General features: G+C 66.3%; 20 protein-coding genes. 8 read left to right on the forward strand and 12 right to left on the reverse strand.

The annotated features are described in order from the left end of the window. Positions 1-40 precede the first annotated feature (40 nt). The 5 genes from ACQR1Y_RS15235 to ACQR1Y_RS15255 all read right to left on the reverse strand — a co-directional run bounded on the left by ACQR1Y_RS15235 (position 41) and on the right by ACQR1Y_RS15255 (position 5,686). A complete protein-coding gene (locus ACQR1Y_RS15235; RefSeq protein ID WP_434875772.1) occupies positions 41-784 on the reverse strand; it encodes an SDR family NAD(P)-dependent oxidoreductase in 744 nt (247 codons plus the stop codon). 285 nt (positions 785-1,069) lie between these two features. Then, complete coding sequence (gene purF / locus ACQR1Y_RS15240) at positions 1,070-2,617, reverse strand: amidophosphoribosyltransferase (RefSeq protein ID WP_434861202.1); 1,548 nt, start codon at positions 2,615-2,617, stop codon at positions 1,070-1,072. Positions 2,618-2,640: 23 nt separating this feature from the next. Beyond that, positions 2,641-3,267: a CvpA family protein gene (locus ACQR1Y_RS15245; protein ID WP_434875773.1), complete on the reverse strand. Its 627-nt coding sequence runs from the start codon at positions 3,265-3,267 to the stop codon at positions 2,641-2,643. Between the two features lie 175 nt (positions 3,268-3,442). Beyond that, the gene (gene radA, locus ACQR1Y_RS15250) at positions 3,443-4,942 is read right to left on the reverse strand and encodes a DNA repair protein RadA (protein WP_434875774.1); all 1,500 of its coding nucleotides are present in this window, start codon (positions 4,940-4,942) and stop codon (positions 3,443-3,445) included. Positions 4,943-4,960: 18 nt separating this feature from the next. Then, positions 4,961-5,686: a sulfite exporter TauE/SafE family protein gene (locus ACQR1Y_RS15255; RefSeq protein WP_434875775.1), complete on the reverse strand. Its 726-nt coding sequence runs from the start codon at positions 5,684-5,686 to the stop codon at positions 4,961-4,963. A 256-nt stretch (positions 5,687-5,942) separates the two neighbouring features. Between ACQR1Y_RS15255 and ACQR1Y_RS15260 the strand changes: the two genes are divergently transcribed. Then, entirely contained in the window at positions 5,943-6,227 is a 285-nt protein-coding gene (locus tag ACQR1Y_RS15260) for a hypothetical protein (RefSeq protein ID WP_434875776.1), read from the forward strand. On the opposite strand, the gene ACQR1Y_RS15265 is transcribed toward ACQR1Y_RS15260, so the two are convergent. Continuing rightward, complete coding sequence (locus ACQR1Y_RS15265) at positions 6,219-7,196, reverse strand: helix-turn-helix domain-containing protein (protein ID WP_434875777.1); 978 nt, start codon at positions 7,194-7,196, stop codon at positions 6,219-6,221. The two genes, ACQR1Y_RS15260 and ACQR1Y_RS15265, sit on opposite strands and share 9 nt — an antisense overlap. Positions 7,197-7,298: 102 nt before the next feature. On the opposite strand from ACQR1Y_RS15265, the gene ACQR1Y_RS15270 reads away from it, so the two are divergent. Continuing rightward, positions 7,299-8,024, forward strand: a complete 726-nt coding sequence (locus tag ACQR1Y_RS15270) for an alpha/beta fold hydrolase (protein ID WP_434875778.1) — start codon at positions 7,299-7,301, stop codon at positions 8,022-8,024. A 154-nt stretch (positions 8,025-8,178) separates the two neighbouring features. Continuing rightward, a complete protein-coding gene (locus tag ACQR1Y_RS15275; RefSeq protein ID WP_434875779.1) occupies positions 8,179-8,667 on the forward strand; it encodes a hypothetical protein in 489 nt (162 codons plus the stop codon). A gap of 19 nt (positions 8,668-8,686) precedes the next feature. Here ACQR1Y_RS15275 and xth read toward each other — a convergent pair whose 3' ends face one another. Beyond that, a complete protein-coding gene (gene xth, locus ACQR1Y_RS15280; RefSeq protein ID WP_434875780.1) occupies positions 8,687-9,457 on the reverse strand; it encodes an exodeoxyribonuclease III in 771 nt (256 codons plus the stop codon). Between the two features lie 27 nt (positions 9,458-9,484). Between xth and ACQR1Y_RS15285 the strand changes: the two genes are divergently transcribed. The 3 genes from ACQR1Y_RS15285 to ACQR1Y_RS15295 all read left to right on the forward strand — a co-directional run bounded on the left by ACQR1Y_RS15285 (position 9,485) and on the right by ACQR1Y_RS15295 (position 11,660). Further along, positions 9,485-9,727, forward strand: a complete 243-nt coding sequence (locus ACQR1Y_RS15285; protein ID WP_434875781.1) for a hypothetical protein — start codon at positions 9,485-9,487, stop codon at positions 9,725-9,727. A gap of 68 nt (positions 9,728-9,795) precedes the next feature. After that, complete coding sequence (locus tag ACQR1Y_RS15290; RefSeq protein ID WP_434861212.1) at positions 9,796-10,374, forward strand: GNAT family N-acetyltransferase; 579 nt, start codon at positions 9,796-9,798, stop codon at positions 10,372-10,374. 323 nt (positions 10,375-10,697) lie between these two features. Beyond that, positions 10,698-11,660, forward strand: coding sequence for a hypothetical protein (locus ACQR1Y_RS15295; protein ID WP_434875782.1), 963 nt, complete (start codon positions 10,698-10,700; stop codon positions 11,658-11,660). Positions 11,661-11,828: 168 nt separating this feature from the next. Here ACQR1Y_RS15295 and ACQR1Y_RS15300 read toward each other — a convergent pair whose 3' ends face one another. After that, entirely contained in the window at positions 11,829-12,407 is a 579-nt protein-coding gene (locus ACQR1Y_RS15300; protein WP_434875783.1) for a TetR/AcrR family transcriptional regulator, read from the reverse strand. A gap of 92 nt (positions 12,408-12,499) precedes the next feature. Here ACQR1Y_RS15300 and ACQR1Y_RS15305 point away from each other — a divergent pair, with 92 nt between their 5' ends. Together ACQR1Y_RS15305 and ACQR1Y_RS15310 are read left to right on the forward strand one after the other, a co-directional pair. Further along, positions 12,500-13,318, forward strand: coding sequence for an SDR family NAD(P)-dependent oxidoreductase (locus tag ACQR1Y_RS15305; protein WP_434875784.1), 819 nt, complete (start codon positions 12,500-12,502; stop codon positions 13,316-13,318). Between the two features lie 33 nt (positions 13,319-13,351). Next, positions 13,352-14,665: an SCP2 sterol-binding domain-containing protein gene (locus ACQR1Y_RS15310; RefSeq protein ID WP_434875785.1), complete on the forward strand. Its 1,314-nt coding sequence runs from the start codon at positions 13,352-13,354 to the stop codon at positions 14,663-14,665. 52 nt (positions 14,666-14,717) lie between these two features. Here the strand turns inward: ACQR1Y_RS15310 and ACQR1Y_RS15315 are convergent, their stop codons facing one another. The 4 genes from ACQR1Y_RS15315 to ACQR1Y_RS15330 all read right to left on the reverse strand — a co-directional run bounded on the left by ACQR1Y_RS15315 (position 14,718) and on the right by ACQR1Y_RS15330 (position 19,859). Next, positions 14,718-15,515: a hypothetical protein gene (locus ACQR1Y_RS15315; RefSeq protein ID WP_434875786.1), complete on the reverse strand. Its 798-nt coding sequence runs from the start codon at positions 15,513-15,515 to the stop codon at positions 14,718-14,720. A 1,212-nt stretch (positions 15,516-16,727) separates the two neighbouring features. After that, a complete protein-coding gene (alr, locus tag ACQR1Y_RS15320) occupies positions 16,728-17,909 on the reverse strand; it encodes an alanine racemase (protein ID WP_434875787.1) in 1,182 nt (393 codons plus the stop codon). A gap of 45 nt (positions 17,910-17,954) precedes the next feature. Continuing rightward, the gene (locus tag ACQR1Y_RS15325) at positions 17,955-19,463 is read right to left on the reverse strand and encodes a replicative DNA helicase (protein WP_434875788.1); all 1,509 of its coding nucleotides are present in this window, start codon (positions 19,461-19,463) and stop codon (positions 17,955-17,957) included. Positions 19,464-19,736: 273 nt separating this feature from the next. Further along, on the reverse strand, positions 19,737-19,859 hold the full coding sequence (locus ACQR1Y_RS15330) for a hypothetical protein (RefSeq protein ID WP_434861357.1): 123 nt from the start codon (positions 19,857-19,859) through the stop codon (positions 19,737-19,739). Positions 19,860-19,984: the final 125 nt, after the last annotated feature.

A 19,984-nucleotide genomic window follows, 5' to 3' on the forward strand; every position in this document is an offset into this window, starting at 1 on the left:
TCGACAGTCGTTGTTCAGGATGTACTTGGCAAGCGGACGACTACGCCGGCGGCTGAAAACTCTTCAGCGTGCGGGTCTTGTACTCGTAGATCTTGCCGGTCTCGGTCCAGGACGGCAGACACATCGGCAGGATGAACTCGGCGACCTGCTCGGGCGTCTCCAGCGTCATCGGGTCTTCGCCGGGAAACACCGTGGCGCGCATCCGGGTGCGGATCGGGCCCGGGCTGAATAGGTTCACGCGGAGCGGCGTGCGCTCGGTCTCGTGGGCCCAGACGCGCGCCAGGGTCTCGAGCGCGGCCTTGGTGACAGCGTAGGGGCCGAGATAGGCCTGCGCCTTGTGGGCGGCGCCCGAGGTGAGGAATACGGCGCGGCCGGCGTCGGAGGCCTTCAGCAGCGGCTCCATGCAGCGGATCAGCTGGAAATTGGCCGTGAGGTTGACCGCGACCACGTCGTTCCACGGCTTTAAATCGATATGGCCGAGCGGCGAGGACGGGCCGGGCACGGCGGCATTGCCGACGAGGATGTCGAGCTTGCCGTGGCGCTCATGCAGCGCCGCGCCGAGCCGCGCGATGCCGTCGCTGTCGGTCATGCTGAGCGGCACCAAAGTGGCGCCGTTGCCGGTTTCTTTGCGGATCTCGTCGTCGAGCTCCTCCAGCCCTCCTTGCGTTCGGGCGACGGCCACGACATGCGCGCCGGCGCGGGCAAGCGCGCGGGCGGTCGCATGGCCAATGCCGCGCGAGGCACCGGTGACGAGGGCAATCCGATTGGCGAGGGGAAGGGTCATGGCCGCAGGTCTCAATTGTCGTCATCCCCGCGGAAGCGGGGATCGATACTCCGCGGCGGTTATGAGGGAGTTGGCTGGTCGTGGCTAGTCCTGCCGGCCAAACGACGTTCGGTGGCTATGGGTCCCGGCTTTCGCCGGGACGACTGCCAACCTTATGCCGTCATTCCGGGGCGTGGCCGCAGGCCTCGAGCCCGGAATCTCAAGGTGAGTCGCGCAAGACAATGTCGAGATTCCGGGTTCGATGCTGCGCATCGCCCCGGAATGACGTCGTGAGGAGAGAGAGCCTCAGCTCGCCTCGGCCAGCAACGACAGCTGATGCTGGGTCGGCTCGACCAGCGACTGGTCGGTGAGGTTGGTCGGGTAGCTGCCGGTGAAGCAGTGGTCGGCGTATTTCGGCGCCGCGGGGTCGCGGGCCGGCTCGCCCATCGCGCGGTACATGCCGTCGATCGACAGGAAGGCCAGCGAGTCCGCGCCGATCAGCTCGCGCATCTCCTCGAGGGAATGCGTCGCCGCCAAGAGGCCGCCGCGGTCGGGCAGGTCGATGCCGTAATAGTCGGGATAGAGGATCGGCGGCGAGGCCAGGCGGAAGTGCACCTCGGTGGCGCCGGCATCGCGCATCATGCGCACGATCTTGCGCGAGGTGGTGCCGCGCACCAGCGAGTCGTCGATCAGGATGATGCGCTTGCCCTCGATCGCGGCACGGTTGGCCGAGTGCTTCATGCGCACGCCGGATTCGCGGATCGCCTGGGTCGGCTGGATGAAGGTGCGGCCGACATAATGATTGCGGATGATGCCGAGCTCGAACGGCACGCCCGAATATTGGCTGTAGCCGATCGCCGCCGGCACGCCGGAATCCGGCACCGGGACGACGACGTCGACCTCGGGATGGCTCTCGCGCGCCAGCTGTGCGCCGAACGCCTTGCGCACTTCATAGACCGAGCGACCGCCGACCACGGAATCGGGACGCGCGAAGTAGATGTATTCGAACACGCAGGGACGCGCCGGCTTCGGCGGGAACGGCTTGTGGCTGTGCATGCCGGTCTCGTCGAAGATCACGACTTCGCCGGGCTCGATGTCGCGGATATAGCGCGCGCCGATCATGTCGAGCGCGCAGGTCTCCGACGCCAGGATCGGGCAGCCTTCGAGCTCGCCATAGACCAGCGGACGAATGCCGAGAGGATCGCGCGCGCCGATCAGCTTCTTGTTGGTCATGCAGACCAGCGAGTAGGCGCCTTCGATCGCGCGCAGCGCCTCGATGAAGCGGTCGATGAAGTTGCTGCGGCGGGAATGCGCGACCAGATGCAGGATGACTTCGGTGTCCGTGGTCGACTGCATGATCGCGCCAGCGCGCACCAGCTCGCGGCGCAGAGTGAGGCCGTTGGTGAGGTTGCCGTTGTGGCCGACAGCAAAACCGCCCGCGCCGAGCTCGGCGAACAGCGGTTGCACGTTGCGCAGGATCGTCGCGCCGGTGGTCGCATAGCGGACATGGCCGATCGCGGCATTGCCGGGCAGGCGCTCGATCACCTCGCGGCGGGAGAAGGTGTCGCCGACCAAGCCAAGACGACGCTCGCTGTGGAAGCGCGCGCCGTCATAGGAGACGATGCCGGCGGCTTCCTGGCCGCGATGCTGGAGCGCATGCAGGCCGAGCGCGGTGATCGCAGCGGCATCGCTGTGCCCATAAATGCCAAACACGCCGCACTCCTCGCGCAGCGTGTCTCCATCTAGGTCTGGGTCTCTGATGTAGGCTTGGGGTCCGAAGTGCAGATCCGCGTCGGAGTCCATCTGGGCTTGGCCTGAAGAGTGTTGGCCGGAAGAATCGTGGTGCTGGTCCATCGCGCCTCTCTTCTGGGCTTGGCTCACTTGGCCGCGGGTTTTTCGATCAGCTTCTTCAAGCTGTCGCGGGCAGGCTTGCTGTACCCATCGCCGCCCGCTCCGGGCGACTCGGTGTCAGTCTGGTCTTCGTCCGGCTTGTTCTTCTTGAATTTCTTTAAAATGGTGTTCTCGGGATCATCAGGCAAGAGCGACATCAGCCAATCCCCGGTTCCCTGCAGGACCACACGGGATTTTGCGCCTGTAACCCAGTCCGGACGTTGCTTGTCCGGCACCAGCCAGCTGAAGAACAGGAAGGCGACAACGACGATCAGGAGGCCACGGCCCAGTCCGAACAGGAATCCAAGGGTGCGGTCGAGCGCGCCGATCCGCGAATCCAGGATCATGTCGGAAATCTTGACCGTGATGACCGAGACGATGAGCAGGGTGCCCACAAAAGTACCGGCGACCACGACGACGCTCGCCACCGTATCGTTGTTGAAATAGGTCTTGGCGGTCGGCAGCAGCTTCGAGAATGAATAAAGCGTGACCAGAGCGGCCGCGCCCCAGGCGGCGATCGAGAGAATCTCGCGCATGAAGCCGCGGACCATCGCGAGCAGCCCCGAGATCAGCATGACACCGAGCAGGATGAGATCGAGGATCGTTACGGGCATCGGCTGCTCAGGTCCGCTTCACAGGTCCAAGGTTCGCTTCGAATCGCCCGGGATCGCTGCTGCTCCAGGTGGAGCGGAGCAGGGTTCCCCAGCAAGTCCGGATCCGGCACGATGCCGTGCGCGCGCCCGGTTGCGGCGTTGTATAGCGGCGAGTCACGGGAACGTCACGGTCCGGCTAGCCGTCCTGGCGGCGGAATCTCGCTGGTGTGGCATTTTTTTCGGCATGGCTCGGGGCGCGGCGGCCCTGATCGCGCGAATCGTCGTCGTCTCGGCCGCTGCCGTGGCGCGCGCGTGGCGTGCCGCGCGCGGCGATGTCTGCAACCAACGAGGTGAGTCCGCCGACGGTATTGAGGTTGAGGCCGGCATCGCCGCCGGCCTCGCCGCGGGCGCGCTCCGGCAGCACCACGCGGAGGAAGCCGAGCTTCGCCGCCTCCTTCAGCCGCGCCGAGGTCTGCGCCACCGGCCGTACCGCGCCAGATAGCGAGATTTCGCCGAAATAGACCGCATCGGGCGGCAACGGCGCGTTCACCAAGGATGATACCAGCGCCGCGGCGGCGGCGAGGTCCGCAGCCGGCTCGTGGATGCGCAGGCCGCCGGCGACGTTGAGATAGACGTCGTGGCCGGACAGCTTGACGCCGCAATGCGCCTCCAGCACCGCGAGCACCATCGACAGCCGGCTCGGATCCCAGCCGACCACGGCCCGGCGCGGCGTGCCGAGCGAGGTCGGCGCCACCAGTGCCTGCATTTCGACCAGCACCGGCCGCGTACCCTCGATGCCGGCAAACACGGCGGTGCCGGGGCTGCCGAGATCGCGCTCCGACAGGAACAGCTCCGAGGGGTTGGTGACCTCGCGTAAACCCAATCCCGTCATTTCGAACACGCCGATCTCGTCGGTCGGGCCGAAGCGGTTCTTCACCGCGCGCAGGATGCGGAACTGCTGCGAGCCTTCGCCCTCGAACGACAACACAGCATCGACCATGTGCTCGACGACGCGCGGACCCGCGATCTGGCCGTCCTTGGTGACGTGGCCGACCAGGATGATGGCGGCGCCGGATTTCTTGGCGAACCTGATCAGCTTCTGCGCCGAGGCGCGGACCTGGGTCACCGTGCCCGGGGCCGATTCCACCGTGTCGGTCCACATCGTCTGGATCGAATCGATCACGATCAGCCGCGGTACCGTGCCTTCGGACAGGGTTGAGATGATGTCCTCGACCGAGGTCTCAGCCGCCAGCTGCACCGGCGCATCCGCAAGCCCCAGCCGCTCGGCGCGCAGCCGCACCTGCGCGACGGCTTCCTCGCCCGAGATGTAGACGGCGCGGTGGCCGGCACGCGCCATCATCGCGGTGGTCTGGGTCAGCAAGGTCGACTTGCCGATGCCGGGATCGCCGCCGACCAGCAGGATCGAGCCGCGCACGAAACCGCCGCCGGTGACGCGGTCGAGCTCGGTCATGCCCGAGGACAGCCGGGGCGCGTCGATGCTCTTGCCGGTCAGGGATTCCAGCTGGAAGGTGCGGCCCTTGCGCTTGGAGCGCAGCGACACCGGCGCGGAGGTCGCGCCCGTGGTGTCCTCCTCGGCCAGCGTGTTCCACTCGCCGCAGGCCTCGCATTTGCCCTGCCAGCGCGAATAGGCCGCGCCGCAATTCTGGCAGACGAAGGAGAGGGCGTTCTTGGCCATGGGGAAGAATCGATGCGGTCAGGAGTGGGCGGCGTTCCATAACATACTTAGACCTGCGGCCAGCATGATGCCATCCATCACCAGCCGGAACACGTCGGGCTTCATATGCAGCACGAAGCGCTTGGCGACGAAGGCGCCGGCCATCAGCGAGCCGCCGGCGATCAGGCCTTTCAGCAGGATATCCGGCGTCAGCGCGCCGAACCGCTGGAAGGTGATGGATTTGGAGACGTAGAGCCCGAGCGAGCTCGCGGCCTCGGTGGCGAGGAAGGCACCCTTCGACAGGCCGTAGAACAGGAACAGCGGCACGCTGAGCGGCCCGGTCGAGACCACGATGCCGGTCAGAAATCCGATCAGCGCACCGCCGAGCGCGAGGTGCCAGAGGCTGGCCTTGATTTCGTGCCGCGCCAGCCAATGCCGCACCGGCACCATGGCCATGAGAAACAGCCCGATGGTGATGTCGACGGCGTGTGACGGCAGGATCAGGAGGGTGCGCGCGCCGAGCGCCGCGGCCGGAATGCCGGTCACCGAATAGGCTGCGCAGGCGCGCCAGTCGACCTCGCGCCACCACGCGAGAATGCGCGACAGGTTCGCCATCACGGCCGCCACCGCCATGATCGGCACGGCTTCTTTGGGCCCGTACTGATAGGCGAGCACCGGCATCAGCATGATCGAGGAGCCGGTGCCGACGATGCCGGACAGCGTGCCGGCGACAAGGCCGACGGCGAGGACGAACAGGAAGCCCAAGGGTGTCGTCCTCCGCAGGGATGAGGCACGACCTTTCCGCCCGTCATTGCGAGGAGCGAAGCGACGAAGCAATCCAGGGCTACGCCCGCGGCCCTGGATTGCTTCGCTGCGCTAGCAATGACGGAGGAGAGAGCTGCGCCGGTGGTTAACGGGTGGTTCGACCCGACTCGAAATCGCCGATGATTGTGCGTCTGCATCTTTAAAAGTTGAAGCGTATTCGTCGCAACACGATCCGATGTTTTCGAGCGAGACGACGATGCGCAGCGACCACCGGCCGAGACTTACGCCATCCGCATCCGCGTTTCCGCTGTTCGCAGGCGCGATGCTGGCGATGGAGGCGGGCGAGGTGATCTGCCTGCGGCTCGAGAAGTTCGCGCGCTGCGATCAGGATGCGTCGCAGGAGGCGCAGTTGATGGTGGCCGAGAAGATCGCGGCCGCCTTCGAGGCCGCGGCAAGCCTTTGCGCCGGTGCATCTCCGGCGGCGATCGTCGGCCGCTATCGCGAGCACGTCGCGGCCAATGCGCGACGGCTGTCAGCCTGAGTTGGACTGCGCGCGCCAGTCGCGCGGGCGCTGGCCGAAGCGCTGCTTGAAGCGGCGCGTGAAATGCGACAGATCCGAAAATCCCCAATCGAACGCGATGCGGCCGATGTCGCGGTCCGCGCAGGCGGGATCGCGCAGGTCGCGCGCGACGCCGTCGAGCCGCCGCGCCATCACGATGTCCGAGAAGCTGGTGCCGGCGCGCGCCAGGAGCTTGTGCACGTAGCGCTCGCTGATCCCCACGACGGACGCGATGGTGGCGACCGTCAGGCCGGGCTCGCGCAGCCGCTCGTGAATGGCGCGGCGCAGCGCCAACGTCGTGGCGTCGGCGAACGAAGCCGTCGCATGCGCCTCCCGGCTGCGCGACACGCTCAGCGCGACGAGATCAAGCAGCACGTCGAACAGCGCCGTGGCGTCATCAGCCGAGAGTCGCAGCGCATTGGCATTGAGCGAACGGGCGGTCTCGACGATCAGCGCGCCGAGGCAGGGATCGTCCGACAGACGCGTCGGCATGATATCCTGAACGGCCGGCAGCCGGCCGAACAACGCAGTGGCAGGCACGCGAAACGAGATGACGCCGAGCGACGGGCCGCGATCGTGCTGCAGCACGAAGGTGCGGTCGCTGTCGAAGATGCCGACCTGTCCGGCCGACAGGCTGACCTCGTGCTCGTCCTGCTGGATGGTGCAGCGGCCGGCGAGCTTGAGGTTCAGGTAGAAACAGCGCTGGTCGGAGGCCGCGATGTCGGTGCGCGAGCGGCGCACGATGTGCTCCGGGAAGGTGACGCGATTGATGGCGCCGCTGCCGATACCGACATGCTGCACCTCGGCCGAAAAGCCGATGCCGCGCGCCGGCTCGGGCGTCAGGTTCATGAAGGCCTGGCAGATCGCCTCGCGATAATAGGAGAACTGCTCGGCCGGCCGCACCGCGGCCGTATTCCAGCTTCGCTGACGCTCAGCCTCCACGCCCGGCATCGGTTCACTCCGAGACCAATTGGTTCAGTTGCAGCCAAGCGCGGCGACCGCGCTCCGGCCATCCTCCTTGCACCGTCACTCATCGTGCAAAGGAACTCGACCATGTCAACCTACGTCCTGGTTCACGGCGCCTGGCATACCGGCGCCGAGCTCGAGCCGGTCGCCGCGCCGATCCGCGCCGCCGGCCACACCGTGCATCTGCCGACCATCCGTGGCAACCGCCCCGGCGACGCCAAGACCACCGGGCTCGACGAGGCCATCAGCTCGATCGTCGACTACTTCACCGCGCACGACATCACCGACGCCGTGCTGATGGGTCATTCCTATGGCGGCATGGTCATCACCGGGGTCGCCGATCGCATCCCGGAGCGCATCCGCCGCCTGATCTATTGGAATGCATTCGTGCCCAATGACGGCGAATGCCTCAACGACATGGTGCCGCCGCACTACGTCGCGCTGTTCGATGCCGTCAGTAGAGAGCGCGGCGACGGCTCGGTGGTGCTGCCGTTCCCGATCTGGCGCGAGGCCTTCATCAACGATGCCGATCTCGCCACCGCAACGCGGACCTATGAGATCCTCAATCCGCATCCGAACAAGACCTTCACGGATCCGATCAAGCTGAAGACCAATCCCGCCGAAATGACGATCGCCAAATCCTACATCAACTGCACCGAGGACACGGCGCTGCCGCACAGCCTGCCGTGGCATCCGCGTCTGTCCGGCAAGCTCGGTCTGTTCCGGCTGGTGCAGGTGCCCGGCAGCCACGAGCTGTGCTTCTCCGATCCCGCGCGGCTGGCGCAGGCGATCATGGATGCCGGCCGGGACTGACGCCGCGACCGTTCTCCGTGTGACGCCGGTTCGACAATCATTTCTGGTTGTGACCGGCGTCACATTCGCTGGGCGCGGGACATGTCAGATTAATCTCCGATGAACGGACCCGGTTGGTCAGCAGTCTCTGTCACAGACATCGGAGAACGCAGTCATGGCCCAGCTCCATCTCGCCTCGTCCAAGCTTCTCAGTTCGAAATCGGCCGCGCCGTCGGGCGGCGCCAGGACCGGCTGGCTCGCAATGGCGGCCGGCGTGATCACCACGGTGTTCGCCGCGATCGGCGCGGTCAACAGCGTCATTCCCGCCGCCGCCAATGTCGGCACCAAGGTGCTCGAGACGCTGAACCTGCCGGCCTGCCTGCGCTACAGCGACCGCTATGAGGGCACGCAGAGCGCCTTCCGCAAGGAGGGCAAGCTGTGGCGCGAATATCCGCGGGGGTCGGAGACCTTCAGCTACGAGTTCAAGGAGATCCGCCGCACGCCCCAGGAGATCACGCTGTGGAACGTGACGCCGCGCGCCAACGTGCCGGACGCGGCAAGCCTCGTCGTGCATCTGCCGGTGTGCGGCGGCATGGCGGTGCTGACGGAGGGGCTGCCGGAGCGCTCCACCAATCTCGAGCAGGTCTGGCCGGATCGCGGCTGACGCCGTGACGCGGCCGCGCCTACTTCAGCACGATCCAGGCCGGCGCGTGATCACTGGCGCCGTCCTCGCCGCGAATGGCGCGATCGACGCCGGCTTTCTTGAGTCGCGGCGCGAGCTGCGGACTGAGCAGCAGATGATCGAGCCGCAGTCCAGCATCGCGCGGCCAGCGATTGCGCTTGTAGTCCCAGAAGGTGAACATCGGCGCCTCCGGATGCAGCGTGCGGATCGCGTCGCACCAGCCCTGATCGACCAGCGCGCGAAAGGCCGCGCGGCTCTTCGGCTGGATCAGCGCATCCTTGTCCCACGACTTGGTTGGGTAGATATCCAGCGGTGTCGGCGCGACATTGTAGTCGCCGGCGAGCACGACCGGCAGATTGTCCTTGATGAACTTGGCCGCATGCCTGTGCAGCCGCTTGAACCAGGCGAGCTTATAGTCGAATTTCGGCCCCGGCTGCGGATTGCCGTTCGGCAGATAGAGACAGCCGACGACGATGCCGCGCACGGCGGCCTCGATGTAGCGCGCCTCCTTGTCGGCGGGCGCGCCGGGCAGGGCGGTGCGGATCAGCACCGGCTCCGCCTTGCGCGCGAGGATCGCGACGCCGTTCCAGGTCTTCTGCCCCTGCCACACCGCGCCATAGCCGGCCTTTCCGATCTCATCGATCGGAAATTCGCCTTGCGCACATTTCAGCTCCTGCAGGCAGACGATGTCCGGCTTGGCGGCGCGCATCCAGGCCAGCAAGTTGGGGAGACGCCGCCGGACATTGTTGATGTTGAACGTCGCGATCTTCATGATGCCGCCGCTTGGGGGAAGGGTCGGATGAAAAAGCTCGCAACCGCCATTTTGTTCACGCTGACGATTGCCGCCGTCCCTGCGGCGCAGGCGCAGCGGCTGCCGACCGACGAGGAGCGTGCCGCCTGCCAGGCCGATTACGACAAGTTCTGTATCGGCCTGATCCCCGGCGGCGGCCGCATCATCGCCTGCCTCACGCGGAACTATGCGCAACTCGCCGACGCCTGCAAGAAGATGGTCGACGCCTACAAGGCCGAGGTCAAGGAGTAGATTGCATCGGAGATGCGTCCGGCGCTCAGTGCTGCTACGCTGGCAGGATCAATGCACGAGTACGTCCCATGGCCAAGCCGCCGATCCCGCATCCGATCCTGTCGACCTCGCGGCTGACGCTGCGCCAGTTTCGCCCCGATGATGCGGAAGGCCTGCATCGCTGCTACGGCGACGCGGCCGCGATGCGGTTCTGGAATCACACCGCTCACACCAAGCTCAGCGAGAGCGAGCGGAGCGCCCGCCGCTTCATCGATTGCACGCCGTCCTACTACCGGTTCTGGGCGGTGGCGGAGGCCAAGAGCGACCGCTGCATCGGCATGGTCAACTACCACGATGGTCAGATGAAGAGCCGGCGCGTCACGATCGGCTACATCGTCGATCCCGCCCGGCAGCGCGAGGGCATCGCCTTCGAGGCTGTGGCTGCGATGCTCGACTTCTGTTTCGGCGAGCTCGGCCTGCGCCGCGTGCAGGCGCTCATCCATCCCGACAACGCCGCCTCGCGCGGATTGGCGGAAAAGCTCGGCTTCCACTGCGAGGGCCGGCTGCGCGATCATCTGCGCGTCGGCGGCGAATGGCGCGACGACATGCTCTACGCGCTGTTGGCGACGGACGCGCGCGGGTGGACGCCGGGTCTCCGGACCACCTGAGCGCGGCGCCCCGCCAGTTGTGTCGGGCGTGTTTGGGGGCCATGCGGCCGAATGCGGTCGCCCGGCTTTGGCCAGGCTTGCCGCGGGGGATCTCGCGCGGGCCGCATGCGGCGCGTTAGGAGGATCTTAACTACGATCCGGTCGCCGCAACTATCGAGCTACCGCTCGAAGTGTTTCTGAATGTATCATGTAACCTCTCACTCTTGACCCTCACCTCGGCAACCCACGAGCCCCAGGCGGCCAGGCGCTCGCCTGGATGTTCGACCTAAGGTCGAGAACTGGGAAGAGCGCCATTCAAGAATTGAAACGCGCGAGATTGTGACATGAATGTTCCTGCACTTCTGATTGCGACCGCTTTCGGCGCGGCATTTCTGGCCGCGGAGCTGCGCTGGCAGATCCATCCGTCGACCACGATCAGCCCCACCGTGGTCATGAGCGCCCTGTCTTCCGAGCACATGAAAGCGCGAACGGCGGTTCGCAATGTGCTGCTCGACCCGGACTCGGCGCAGTTCGAGAGCATGCGCTCGGTGACCGAGGGCACCTCGAAGCTCGTTTGCGGCCTCGTCAAGGCGAGGGATCGAAGCGGCAGTCTTTCCCAGGCCGCCTTCGTCTATGCCGTCGACATCGATTTCGCCCGTGTCGATGATGGCGGACGGATGACGCGCCAGCAGTCGGCCTACAGGCCATGTCCGGCGCCGGAGGCCGAGCAGACGATCGCCCAGACCGACAAGAAACTCACGCTATCGCCGACCGCGCTCGCTCTGGTGAAGACCGCCCAGAAGCTGATCCCCGAGGGCGATCCCGCGACCTTGACCGAGCTGTCGGCGACGCTCGCGCCTGGGGGAGCCTCCGGCGGAGGCGGGGCAGGCGGCCAGCGCATGGAGCAGCAGATCGGCGCGCTCGCCGCACGCACGGCGCTTCCCGCGCCGGGCGGCACTTCAGGGCAGGGCGGCACCGGGACCGAAAGAGTCGCCGTCAGCAAGCCGGTCGAATGGCGCGCCGATCAGCCGCCACGTGCCTGGCCAAAGTTTCCGCAAGGCCATCCGCTGGCGGAGCCGGCGCCGAAGCGACCGCCGGCGGACGCGCTGGCCATGGCGAAAGACGTCGAGGAGCGCTGGAAAAGATCGGAAGCCGCCGGCGATCCGCGGCTGCGTCCGTCATCGAAGCAGATCAGGGAGGCCTGCCGGGCGCTGCTGACGATCGACACCATCGACATCGAGTATCGCCAGGCCTGGGCGGCATTCGTCCGCCTGCAGGAGATGGACCGGGTCGTCGCGGCCGGCTAGTCCGCCGGGATTCACCAGCATCGGGCCAAACGAAGCTACGCGACCGCCCCGTAGCCAGCATGAGCGTCGTGACAGGGAGGCCGGCCTGTCATGCGCGGTTTGCGTCGCATGTCGCTGCAGGCGACCGACGCGTGGAACGCCGCAACGACGAGGGAGAGCGCCGCGCGGTCACGGCGCGGCGAGCCGATCCTGCGCGGCCGCGATGATCTCGTCCTGGAGCGGCGAGGGACCGAGCGCGCGCGCCATCACGACCGTGCCGACCAGCATCGTCAGCGTGCGGATCGCGTCCGCGCGCGCCGCCTCGGCGGCCACGCCGCGCGCAACCAGGCCGGCCGTCACGCGGGCAATCAGCTGTTCGGCGCCGTCGGCAAACTCCGCGCCGAGCACCTCCGGCATCCGTCCGGCGTCGGTGCCGAAGCCCGCGGCAGGGCAGCCCATGCCCGGGTTGGCGACGTGCTCGCGGGACAGATAGCGCGCCACATAGGCGGAGAGCGCGGCGTCGGCGCCGGCCGCGTCGATGTCGCGGTCGATGCCGCTCGCCATGGTCGCGAAGGCGTGCCGCGAGGCGGCAGTCAGCATGTCGTTCTTCGAGGCGAAGTGCCGATAGAAGCCGCCCTGGGTCATGCCGGCGGCCGCCATGACGTCCGCAATGCTTGCGCCTGCGACCCCGCGCTCGCGCAGCAGCCGCGCCGCCGTTTTGATGATTTTCTCTTTGCTTTCAGCGGCTTGTTCTCTGGTCTTGCGCATCCGGTCGAGCCTGTTCCGTTTCGCTTGACAATTTAGCGGTCGTTCGACATCTTTGCAATTAGAGTTCGATCGTAATCTAAATGGGGTGATCCATGACCAGCCGAGTTCAATTGCCCCTGGCCGAAGCCGAGCGCCTGCGGCGGGCCTATGGGGCCTGCGCGGTCGTCACTGGAGCGTCCGACGGGATCGGACGGGCAGTGGCGATGCGGCTCGCCGAAGCCGGCTTCGAGCTCGTGCTGGTCGCGCGGCGTCTGGCGGTGCTGGACGCGCTCGCCGATGAACTGGCGCCGCAGATGCGCGTCCGTCCCGTCGTGATCTCGGCCGATCTCTCGCGGCCCGACGATGTTGCCGGTGTCGCGCAGCAGACCGCGCATCTCGATGTCGGCCTGCTGGTTGCGGCCGCAGGTTTCGGCACCTCGGGTCCGTTCGTCGAGGGTGATCTGGCAGCCGAACTCGACATGATCGACGTCAACTGCCGTGCGCTGGCGCAGCTCACGCATCTGTTCGGCCGCCGCTTTGCCGCGCGACGGCGCGGCGGCATCGTGCTGATGAGTTCGCTGGTGGCGTTCCAGGGCGTGCCGCGCGCCGCCAACTACGCGGCGACCAAGGCGTTCGTGCAGAGCCTTGCCGAGGGGCTGGCACCGGAGCTCAGGCCGCTTGGCGTCGACGTCCTGGCCTCGGCGCCGGGGCCTGTGATGAGCGGCTTCGGCCGGCGCGCCCGGATGACGATTGCGAGCGGCCAGACGCCCGACGAGGTCGCGGTCGGCACGCTCAAGATGCTGGGCCGCCGCACCACGGTGCGGCCCGGCTTTCTCGCCAAGGCGCTGGAGGCGAGCCTGATGCTGCTGCCGCGCTCAGGCCGTGCCGCGATGCTGGCGCGGGTGATGGCCGGCATGACGAAGACGGCGTGAGCCGATGCGTCCCAAAGCCCGGAGCGCGAAACCATGACCACCGAGACGCTGTCCGCCTTTGCCGTTCCGTCGCCTGCGCCGCCGCGGCTCTCGGCCCAAGAGCTGCTCGATCTCGCCCGCGCCTGCGGCGCCGACGATAGCGGGCTGGCCTCGATCGAGGATCCCAGCCTCGCCGAGGATCGTCCGCATATCCTCGCGGCGTTTCCGAAGGCACGGACGCTGCTGGTGCTGGTCGGGCGAATGCATCGCGAGCCGGTCCGCTCGCCCGCGCGCTCGGTCGCCAATCTCGAGTTTCATCGTTCGGGCGACCACATCGACGAGGTCGCGCGCGGCATCGTGCGCGCGCTCGAGGATCGCGGCATCCGCGCGCTCAATCCGGCGATGGCGTTTCCGATGGAGATGGACAACTTCCCGGACCGCGCCTGGATCGTGTCGCACAAGCGCGCCGCCGAGGCCGCCGGGCTCGGCCGCATGGGCATCCATCGCAGCGTGATTCATCCGCGCTTCGGCAGCTTCATCCTGCTCGGTACGGTGCTGATCGCCGCCGAGGTCGATGCGGTCGCAACCCCGCTCGATCACAATCCATGCCTGGAGTGCAAGCTGTGCGTCGCCGCCTGCCCGGTCGGCGCTATCAAGCCCGACGGCGCGTTCGACTTCTCCGCCTGCCTCACCCACAATTATCAGCAGTTCATGGGCGGCTTCGTCAACTTCGTCGAGGACATCGCCGAGGCGAAGTCCGTGAAGGATTTGCGCGGCCGCACCAGCTACGCCGAGACGGTGACGCGCTGGCAGAGCCTCGCCTATGGGCCGAACTACAACGCCGCCTATTGCCTCGCGGTCTGTCCCGCGGGCCACGACGTCATCGGCCCCTATCTCGCCGACCGCAAGCAGCACGTGACGGATGTGCTCGAGCCGCTGACGCGCAAGACTGAGCCGGTCTATGTCGTGCCCGGAAGCGACGCCGCCGACTACGTGACGCGGCGCTTTCCGCACAAGAAGGTCCGCTTCGTCCGGTCGAGCGCGCGGGCGACCTCGATCCGCGGCTTCCTGCAGGGCATGCCGCTGACCTTCCAGCCCGGCAAGTCGAAGGGCCTGGAAGCGACCTATCACTTTACCTTTACCGGCCAGGAGGCGGCGCAGGCCACCGTCACCATCCGCGACCGGCGTTTGACGGTGCAGCCGGGCCATGTCGGCCGGGCCGACCTCAGCATCACCGCCGACGGCAAGGCGTGGCTGCGCTTCCTCGCCAAGGAGATCTCGGTGGCGCGGCTGATCCTGACCCGCGCGCTGCGGCTGAAGGGGCCGGTCCGCCTGATGGCGGCGTTCGGCAAGTGCTTTCCGTCCTGATGCCGGACAAGGCGTCAACCCAGTGAGGCAAGGAATCGCTGTTGCCGAGATTTCACACGGTCCGGTCGGATCGGTGGTCCTGATGAAGCGGTCCTTCGCTAACCTGACGGTCGTCATCCGCCAGGCTGCTGTGGTTTGATGGTTGTTCGGCGCTGGTGCCGCCGCCCGTGTCTGTCGAGGCGGCAGGCGCGTCAACGTGTTGCTCCTCCGCCGGCGATGAAGATGGTTGCGGTTGATCGTCGTCGCGACCGCCGCGCAAACGCCGGTGCAGCTTTTCGCCCTGGTCGAAGATGATGCCGAGCAGCCAGCCGGCGATCGGCCGCGCGATCGCGCGGAACGATCGGGCGATGATGAAGCCGCCCTTGACGTTCTCGATCGGGAAGGCAAGCGCGTTGATCAGCGTGTCCGCTGTGACGTGCCGGTAGTTGTTCGCCAGATGCTCGGAGTTGATCAGCATCTGGATGGCAGGCTTGTCGTCGTCGCCGTTGACCAGGATCTTCGCGAAGAACCTGTCCGACCCGGTCACTTCATTGGCGGCCGCCGCGGGGAGGGGATGCAGGCGCACCACGCTGGCTTCGGTTTCCTTGCGGTAGTGGATCGCGAGCGTGAGCTCGCCCATCTGCACGGCCGCCAGCAGCGTGTCGAGATAGCCGGCATCGATCTCGGGGCGCTCGAATTTGACGCCCGGCACCATCTCGATGATATCGAGAATCCGGCCGAGATCGGCTGCCGCCGCCGCACGGGTCGCGAGGCTCGCGGCGAGGTCGGCAATGGCGCTGGAGGCTTTAGCAAACTGCCCGCCGACGCTTTTGGCGGCGCCGCTGGCAAGATCCTTGAGCTTGGAGAACACGGCTCACTCCCATCCGTGACCATGCGGCCGCATTATGCGGTTGCCTCGTGGGCCGCCATCAGCATCTGCTCGACGATCGCATCGAATTCTGACTTCCCAATGGGATCGGTCGCAGCCAGTTCGTCGTACGATTTGCGGTAAGGCTCCCACCAATGGTGGTGAACTCCCGCGCGATGAAGCACCCGAGCAGCGGCCTCGACTTCTGCCAATGATGGCCGCCACATGCCCGATACCCCCTGAGCCGCGTTCTGTCGACGGACGGTCCGACTGATAGCTTTTCACGCCGCTTGCCTGATTTGGAGGGCAAACATGATCGTTGCAAGAGCGTGTACAGCCGAAGGGGGCGCCGAGATGCCAATTTGTCGAATGATCTCAAGGCGACTCACCCTGTCCAGTGCTACGCGGAAAAATATTTGCCTTTCGTTTTTCCGAAAATCATGATTGTATAGCGCCGTCCCGCCTCGATACGAGGGGCGCATCGCGATCGTCACGACACGCGGGGTGGGATGCGGTGGGCGCTTCGGGTCGCAGCATGGTGTGATGCCGCGCGGACGAACGACACGATGCGCACGTCGAAAACGTATGGTCCTGGCATCTCGACGCTGATGCTACGCCGGCGGTGATGATCCGCTAGCTACGGGGGCAAGAACGCCCGATCCCCGGGGAGAGTACGCATAAGGCGTAAACCCATCGCGCAGGGAATGCCGGTTGACCGGCTGGACCTGTGGTGACTGCCGCCTGCACTTTTTTCTGCAGGCGGGCCATGGGTTGCGGCCAGCACCCGGCATTCCCTGCGCCCTCGTCTTCAAGAGGGCGAAAACGAGAAGAAAAACTCGGGCGCTAGATGCCGCGAGAATGAGAACGCATGTTCGAGCGCCGGCACCACGAACGAAGCGACGATCGATGATCGCTCCTCGCACTCGATCGTCATCCCCGCGAAAGCGGGGATCCAGTACGCCGCGGCTCATCGAGGACTCACCACTGTCTCTGGAATACTGGATCGCCCGGTCAAGCCGGGCGATGACAGCGGAGGTTGGCGGGGCTACGACAGCGGGCGACGTCGCAAGTTCGTGCCGATATCCATCAGCTCGTCATTGCGAGCGTGGCGAAGCAATCCAGGGCGGCGGGCGGGATTCTGGATTGCTTCGCTGCGCTCGCAATGACGTCGAGGAGGCAGCAACGCAAAACAACGTCGACCGCCGCTGCGAAAACTCAGCTCTCCGCGAGCGCCGCACCACCTTTGTAGATGCGATGATAGCGCCGGCCGAGATTGGTCAGGACTTCGTAGCCGATGGTGCCGAAATGATGCGCGAGCTCGTCGACGGTGATGCCTTCGCCGAGCAGGGTGGCGAAGTGGCCGCGGCGGGCGGCTTTCGGCGGCAGGTCAGTGACGTCGACGGCGATCAGGTCCATCGACACGCGGCCGGCGACCGGGCAGCGCTGGCCGGCGATGATGACGTCGGCGCCGCGGGTGCCGTCGTTGGACGAGGCCGCGCGGAAATAGCCGTCGGCATAGCCGGCGGAGAGAATGGCGATCTTCGTCGGCCGGCGCGCCGTCCAGGTGCCGCCATAGCCGACCGTGTCGCCGCGTGCGAGGTCGCGCAGCTGCACGATGCGGGCCTTGATCTCGGCGACCGGCTGCATCGGGTTGTCGGCCTCCGGCGTCGGGTTGACGCCGTAGAGCGCCGCACCGGGGCGAACCATGTCGAACTGGAAGGAGGCGCCGAGGAAGATGCCGGAAGAGGCCGCGAGCGCGGCCGGCACGCCGGTGAAGACGCTGGTGACCTCGCGAAAGGTCGCGAGCTGGCGCGCATTCGCGGGGCTGTTGACCTGCTCGGCGGAGGCGAGATGGCTCATGACGAGGGTGATGCCGTGGTCGCCGCTCTGGATGCGCGGGATCATGCCTTGCGCATCAAGCGGCGTCAGGCCGAGCCGGTTCATGCCGGTATCGACATGAATGGCGGCGCCGCCCTTCCAGCCGGTACGGCGGCAGAACATGTCCCACTCGGCGAGCTCGTTGAGATCACCGATCACGGGGCGGCAATTGATCGCGGCGTAGTCGTCGCCGGTGTTCTGGAAGAAGCCGTCGAGCACGTACAGAGCGGCGCTGTCGGGCAGGGCGCTGCGGGCGACCTTGGCTTCGCCGAGCGTGGCGACGAAGAAGGTCTTGCAGCCAGCGGCGGCGAGCGTGCGCGCCACCTGCGGGATGCCGCAGCCATAGGCGTCGGCCTTGATCACGCCGGCGCATTCGGCCGGTACCGCGGTCTTTTCCAGCTTGCGCCAATTGGCGGCGAGCGCGTCGAGATCGATGGTCAGCACGCCGGTGGCGCCGGCGGGGATCTCATCCACCGCCGAAGCGGAGGGCTCGGCGGGTTTCGGTTCGGGAACAGTCATGCGGCGCTTTTACGCGCCGCAGCGCATCCGTTCAACAGCACACGGTCAATAGTCGTGATGCTGCGGCGGCATACCATCATGCGCAAGATCGCCGAACCGGGTGACCGAGGCATCGAAGTGCAGCTCGACGGTACCGGTCGGACCGTGACGCTGCTTGCCGATGATCACTTCGGCCTTGCCCAGCGCCTGTTCCATTTCCATCTGCCACTTCTGGTGCTCCTCGGTGCCGGGGCGCGGCTCCTTGGCGGCGAGGTAGTATTCGCCGCGGTACACGAACAGCACGACGTCGGCGTCCTGCTCGATCGAGCCGGATTCACGCAGGTCGGACAGTTGCGGCCGCTTGTCGTCGCGGTTTTCGACCTGGCGCGACAGCTGCGACAGCGCGATGATCGGAACGTTGAGCTCCTTGGCCAGCGCCTTCAGGCTGGTGGTGATCTCGGTGATTTCCTGCACGCGGTTGTCGCTGCCGCGTTTGCCAGAGCCGGCAAGCAGCTGGATGTAGTCGATCACCAAGAGGTCGAGGCCCTTCTGACGCTTCAGCCTTCGGGCGCGCGCCATGACCTGGGAGATCGAGATGCCGCCGGTTTCGTCGACATAGAACGGCAGCGACTGCAATTCGATCGAGCATTCGCGCAGCTTCTCGAAATCGGCCTCGGTGATGCCGCCGCGGCGGATCATGCTGGAGGGAATGCCCGAGCGCTCGGCGACGATACGGGTGGCGAGCTGCTCGCCGCTCATTTCGCACGAGAAGAACCCGACGACGCCGCCCTGCGCCGCTTTGTACGTGCCGTCAGGCTGCAGTTCCGGAACGTAGGCCTGGGCGACGTTATAGGCGATGTTGGTGGCGAGCGAGGTCTTGCCCATGCCGGGACGGCCGGCGAGGATGATCAAGTCGGAATGCTGCAGGCCGCCCATCTTGGCATCGAGGTCGCGCAGTCCCGTCGAGATGCCCGACAGCTTGCCGTCGCGCTGGAACGCCTTCGCGGCCATATCGAGGGCGGTGGTCAGCGCCTGCGAGAATTTCTGGAAGCCGCCGTCATAGCGGCCGGATTCGGCGAGCTCATAGAGCCGGCGCTCGGCGTCCTCGATCTGGTTGCGCGGCGCGAAGTCGACCGGCGCGTCATAGGCGACGTTGACCATGTCCTCGCCGATGCCGATCAGGTCGCGTCGCAACGACAGGTCGTAGATGGTGCGGCCATAGTCCTGCGCGTTGATGATCGTCGTGGCTTCGGCGGCGAGCCGCGCGAGATATTGCCCGACGGTCATGCCGCCGAGATCGACGTCCGCCGGCAGGAACGTCTTCAAGGTCACGGGCGTGGCGATCTTGCCCATGCGGATGAGGCTCGCCGTCGTCTCGAAGATCGTCTGGTGCAGCGGCTCGTAGAAATGCTTCGGCTCGAGGAAGTCCGAGACGCGATAGAACGCGTCGTTGTTGACGAGGATCGCGCCGAGCAGACCCTGTTCCGCCTCGATGTTGTGAGGCGCGCTGCGATAGGTCGGCGTCGCGGCGTCCGTCGGAGCCAGCTTGAGTACGTTCGAATCGGTCAATGCCATGGCCGTGTTTAGCAGCTTTGAAGGGGAGGGGATAAAGCGCCAGTCGCCGACGAAGCGGAAGCGAAAGCTGCGCGCTATTCACCGTCCGGTAAATTTGGTGGATGAATCTGGACTCGCCAGATGCCGTGCTTGACGGAACCTGGAGGACTCAAAGCCGCACTGGCCGGAGTTCACGTTTCATGCCGGGAAAGGGTGCAGCGCGTTCGATGGTCTGCGAGACGGAGACAGGAACTGGCGCGTCCACTGCGGCGGCGCGTGGATCGGCGCGGCGGGTCAGACCAGCAGCAGATAAATCAAGGCGATGAGGGACGCGCCCACACCGGCAGCAATCAGCGCGTAGTCGGTGCTGAAGTCGGTCTGAGGTTCCAACATGGCTCGTGCAGTGCTCTGGGACATGCCGGGACTTTACGGCCGGAGTTCACCGGGGTCTGTGAGCCAGTTCACAGACCGCACGGTTTGTTCGAAAATTTGAGACGGATCAGCGGGAATTCGTGCTGGAGATGTCTCTTTACAATTTATCA

Origin of the sequence: Bradyrhizobium sp. HKCCYLRH3099 (assembly GCF_051167855.1) — a bacterium.
Lineage (GTDB): Bacteria > Pseudomonadota > Alphaproteobacteria > Rhizobiales > Xanthobacteraceae > Bradyrhizobium.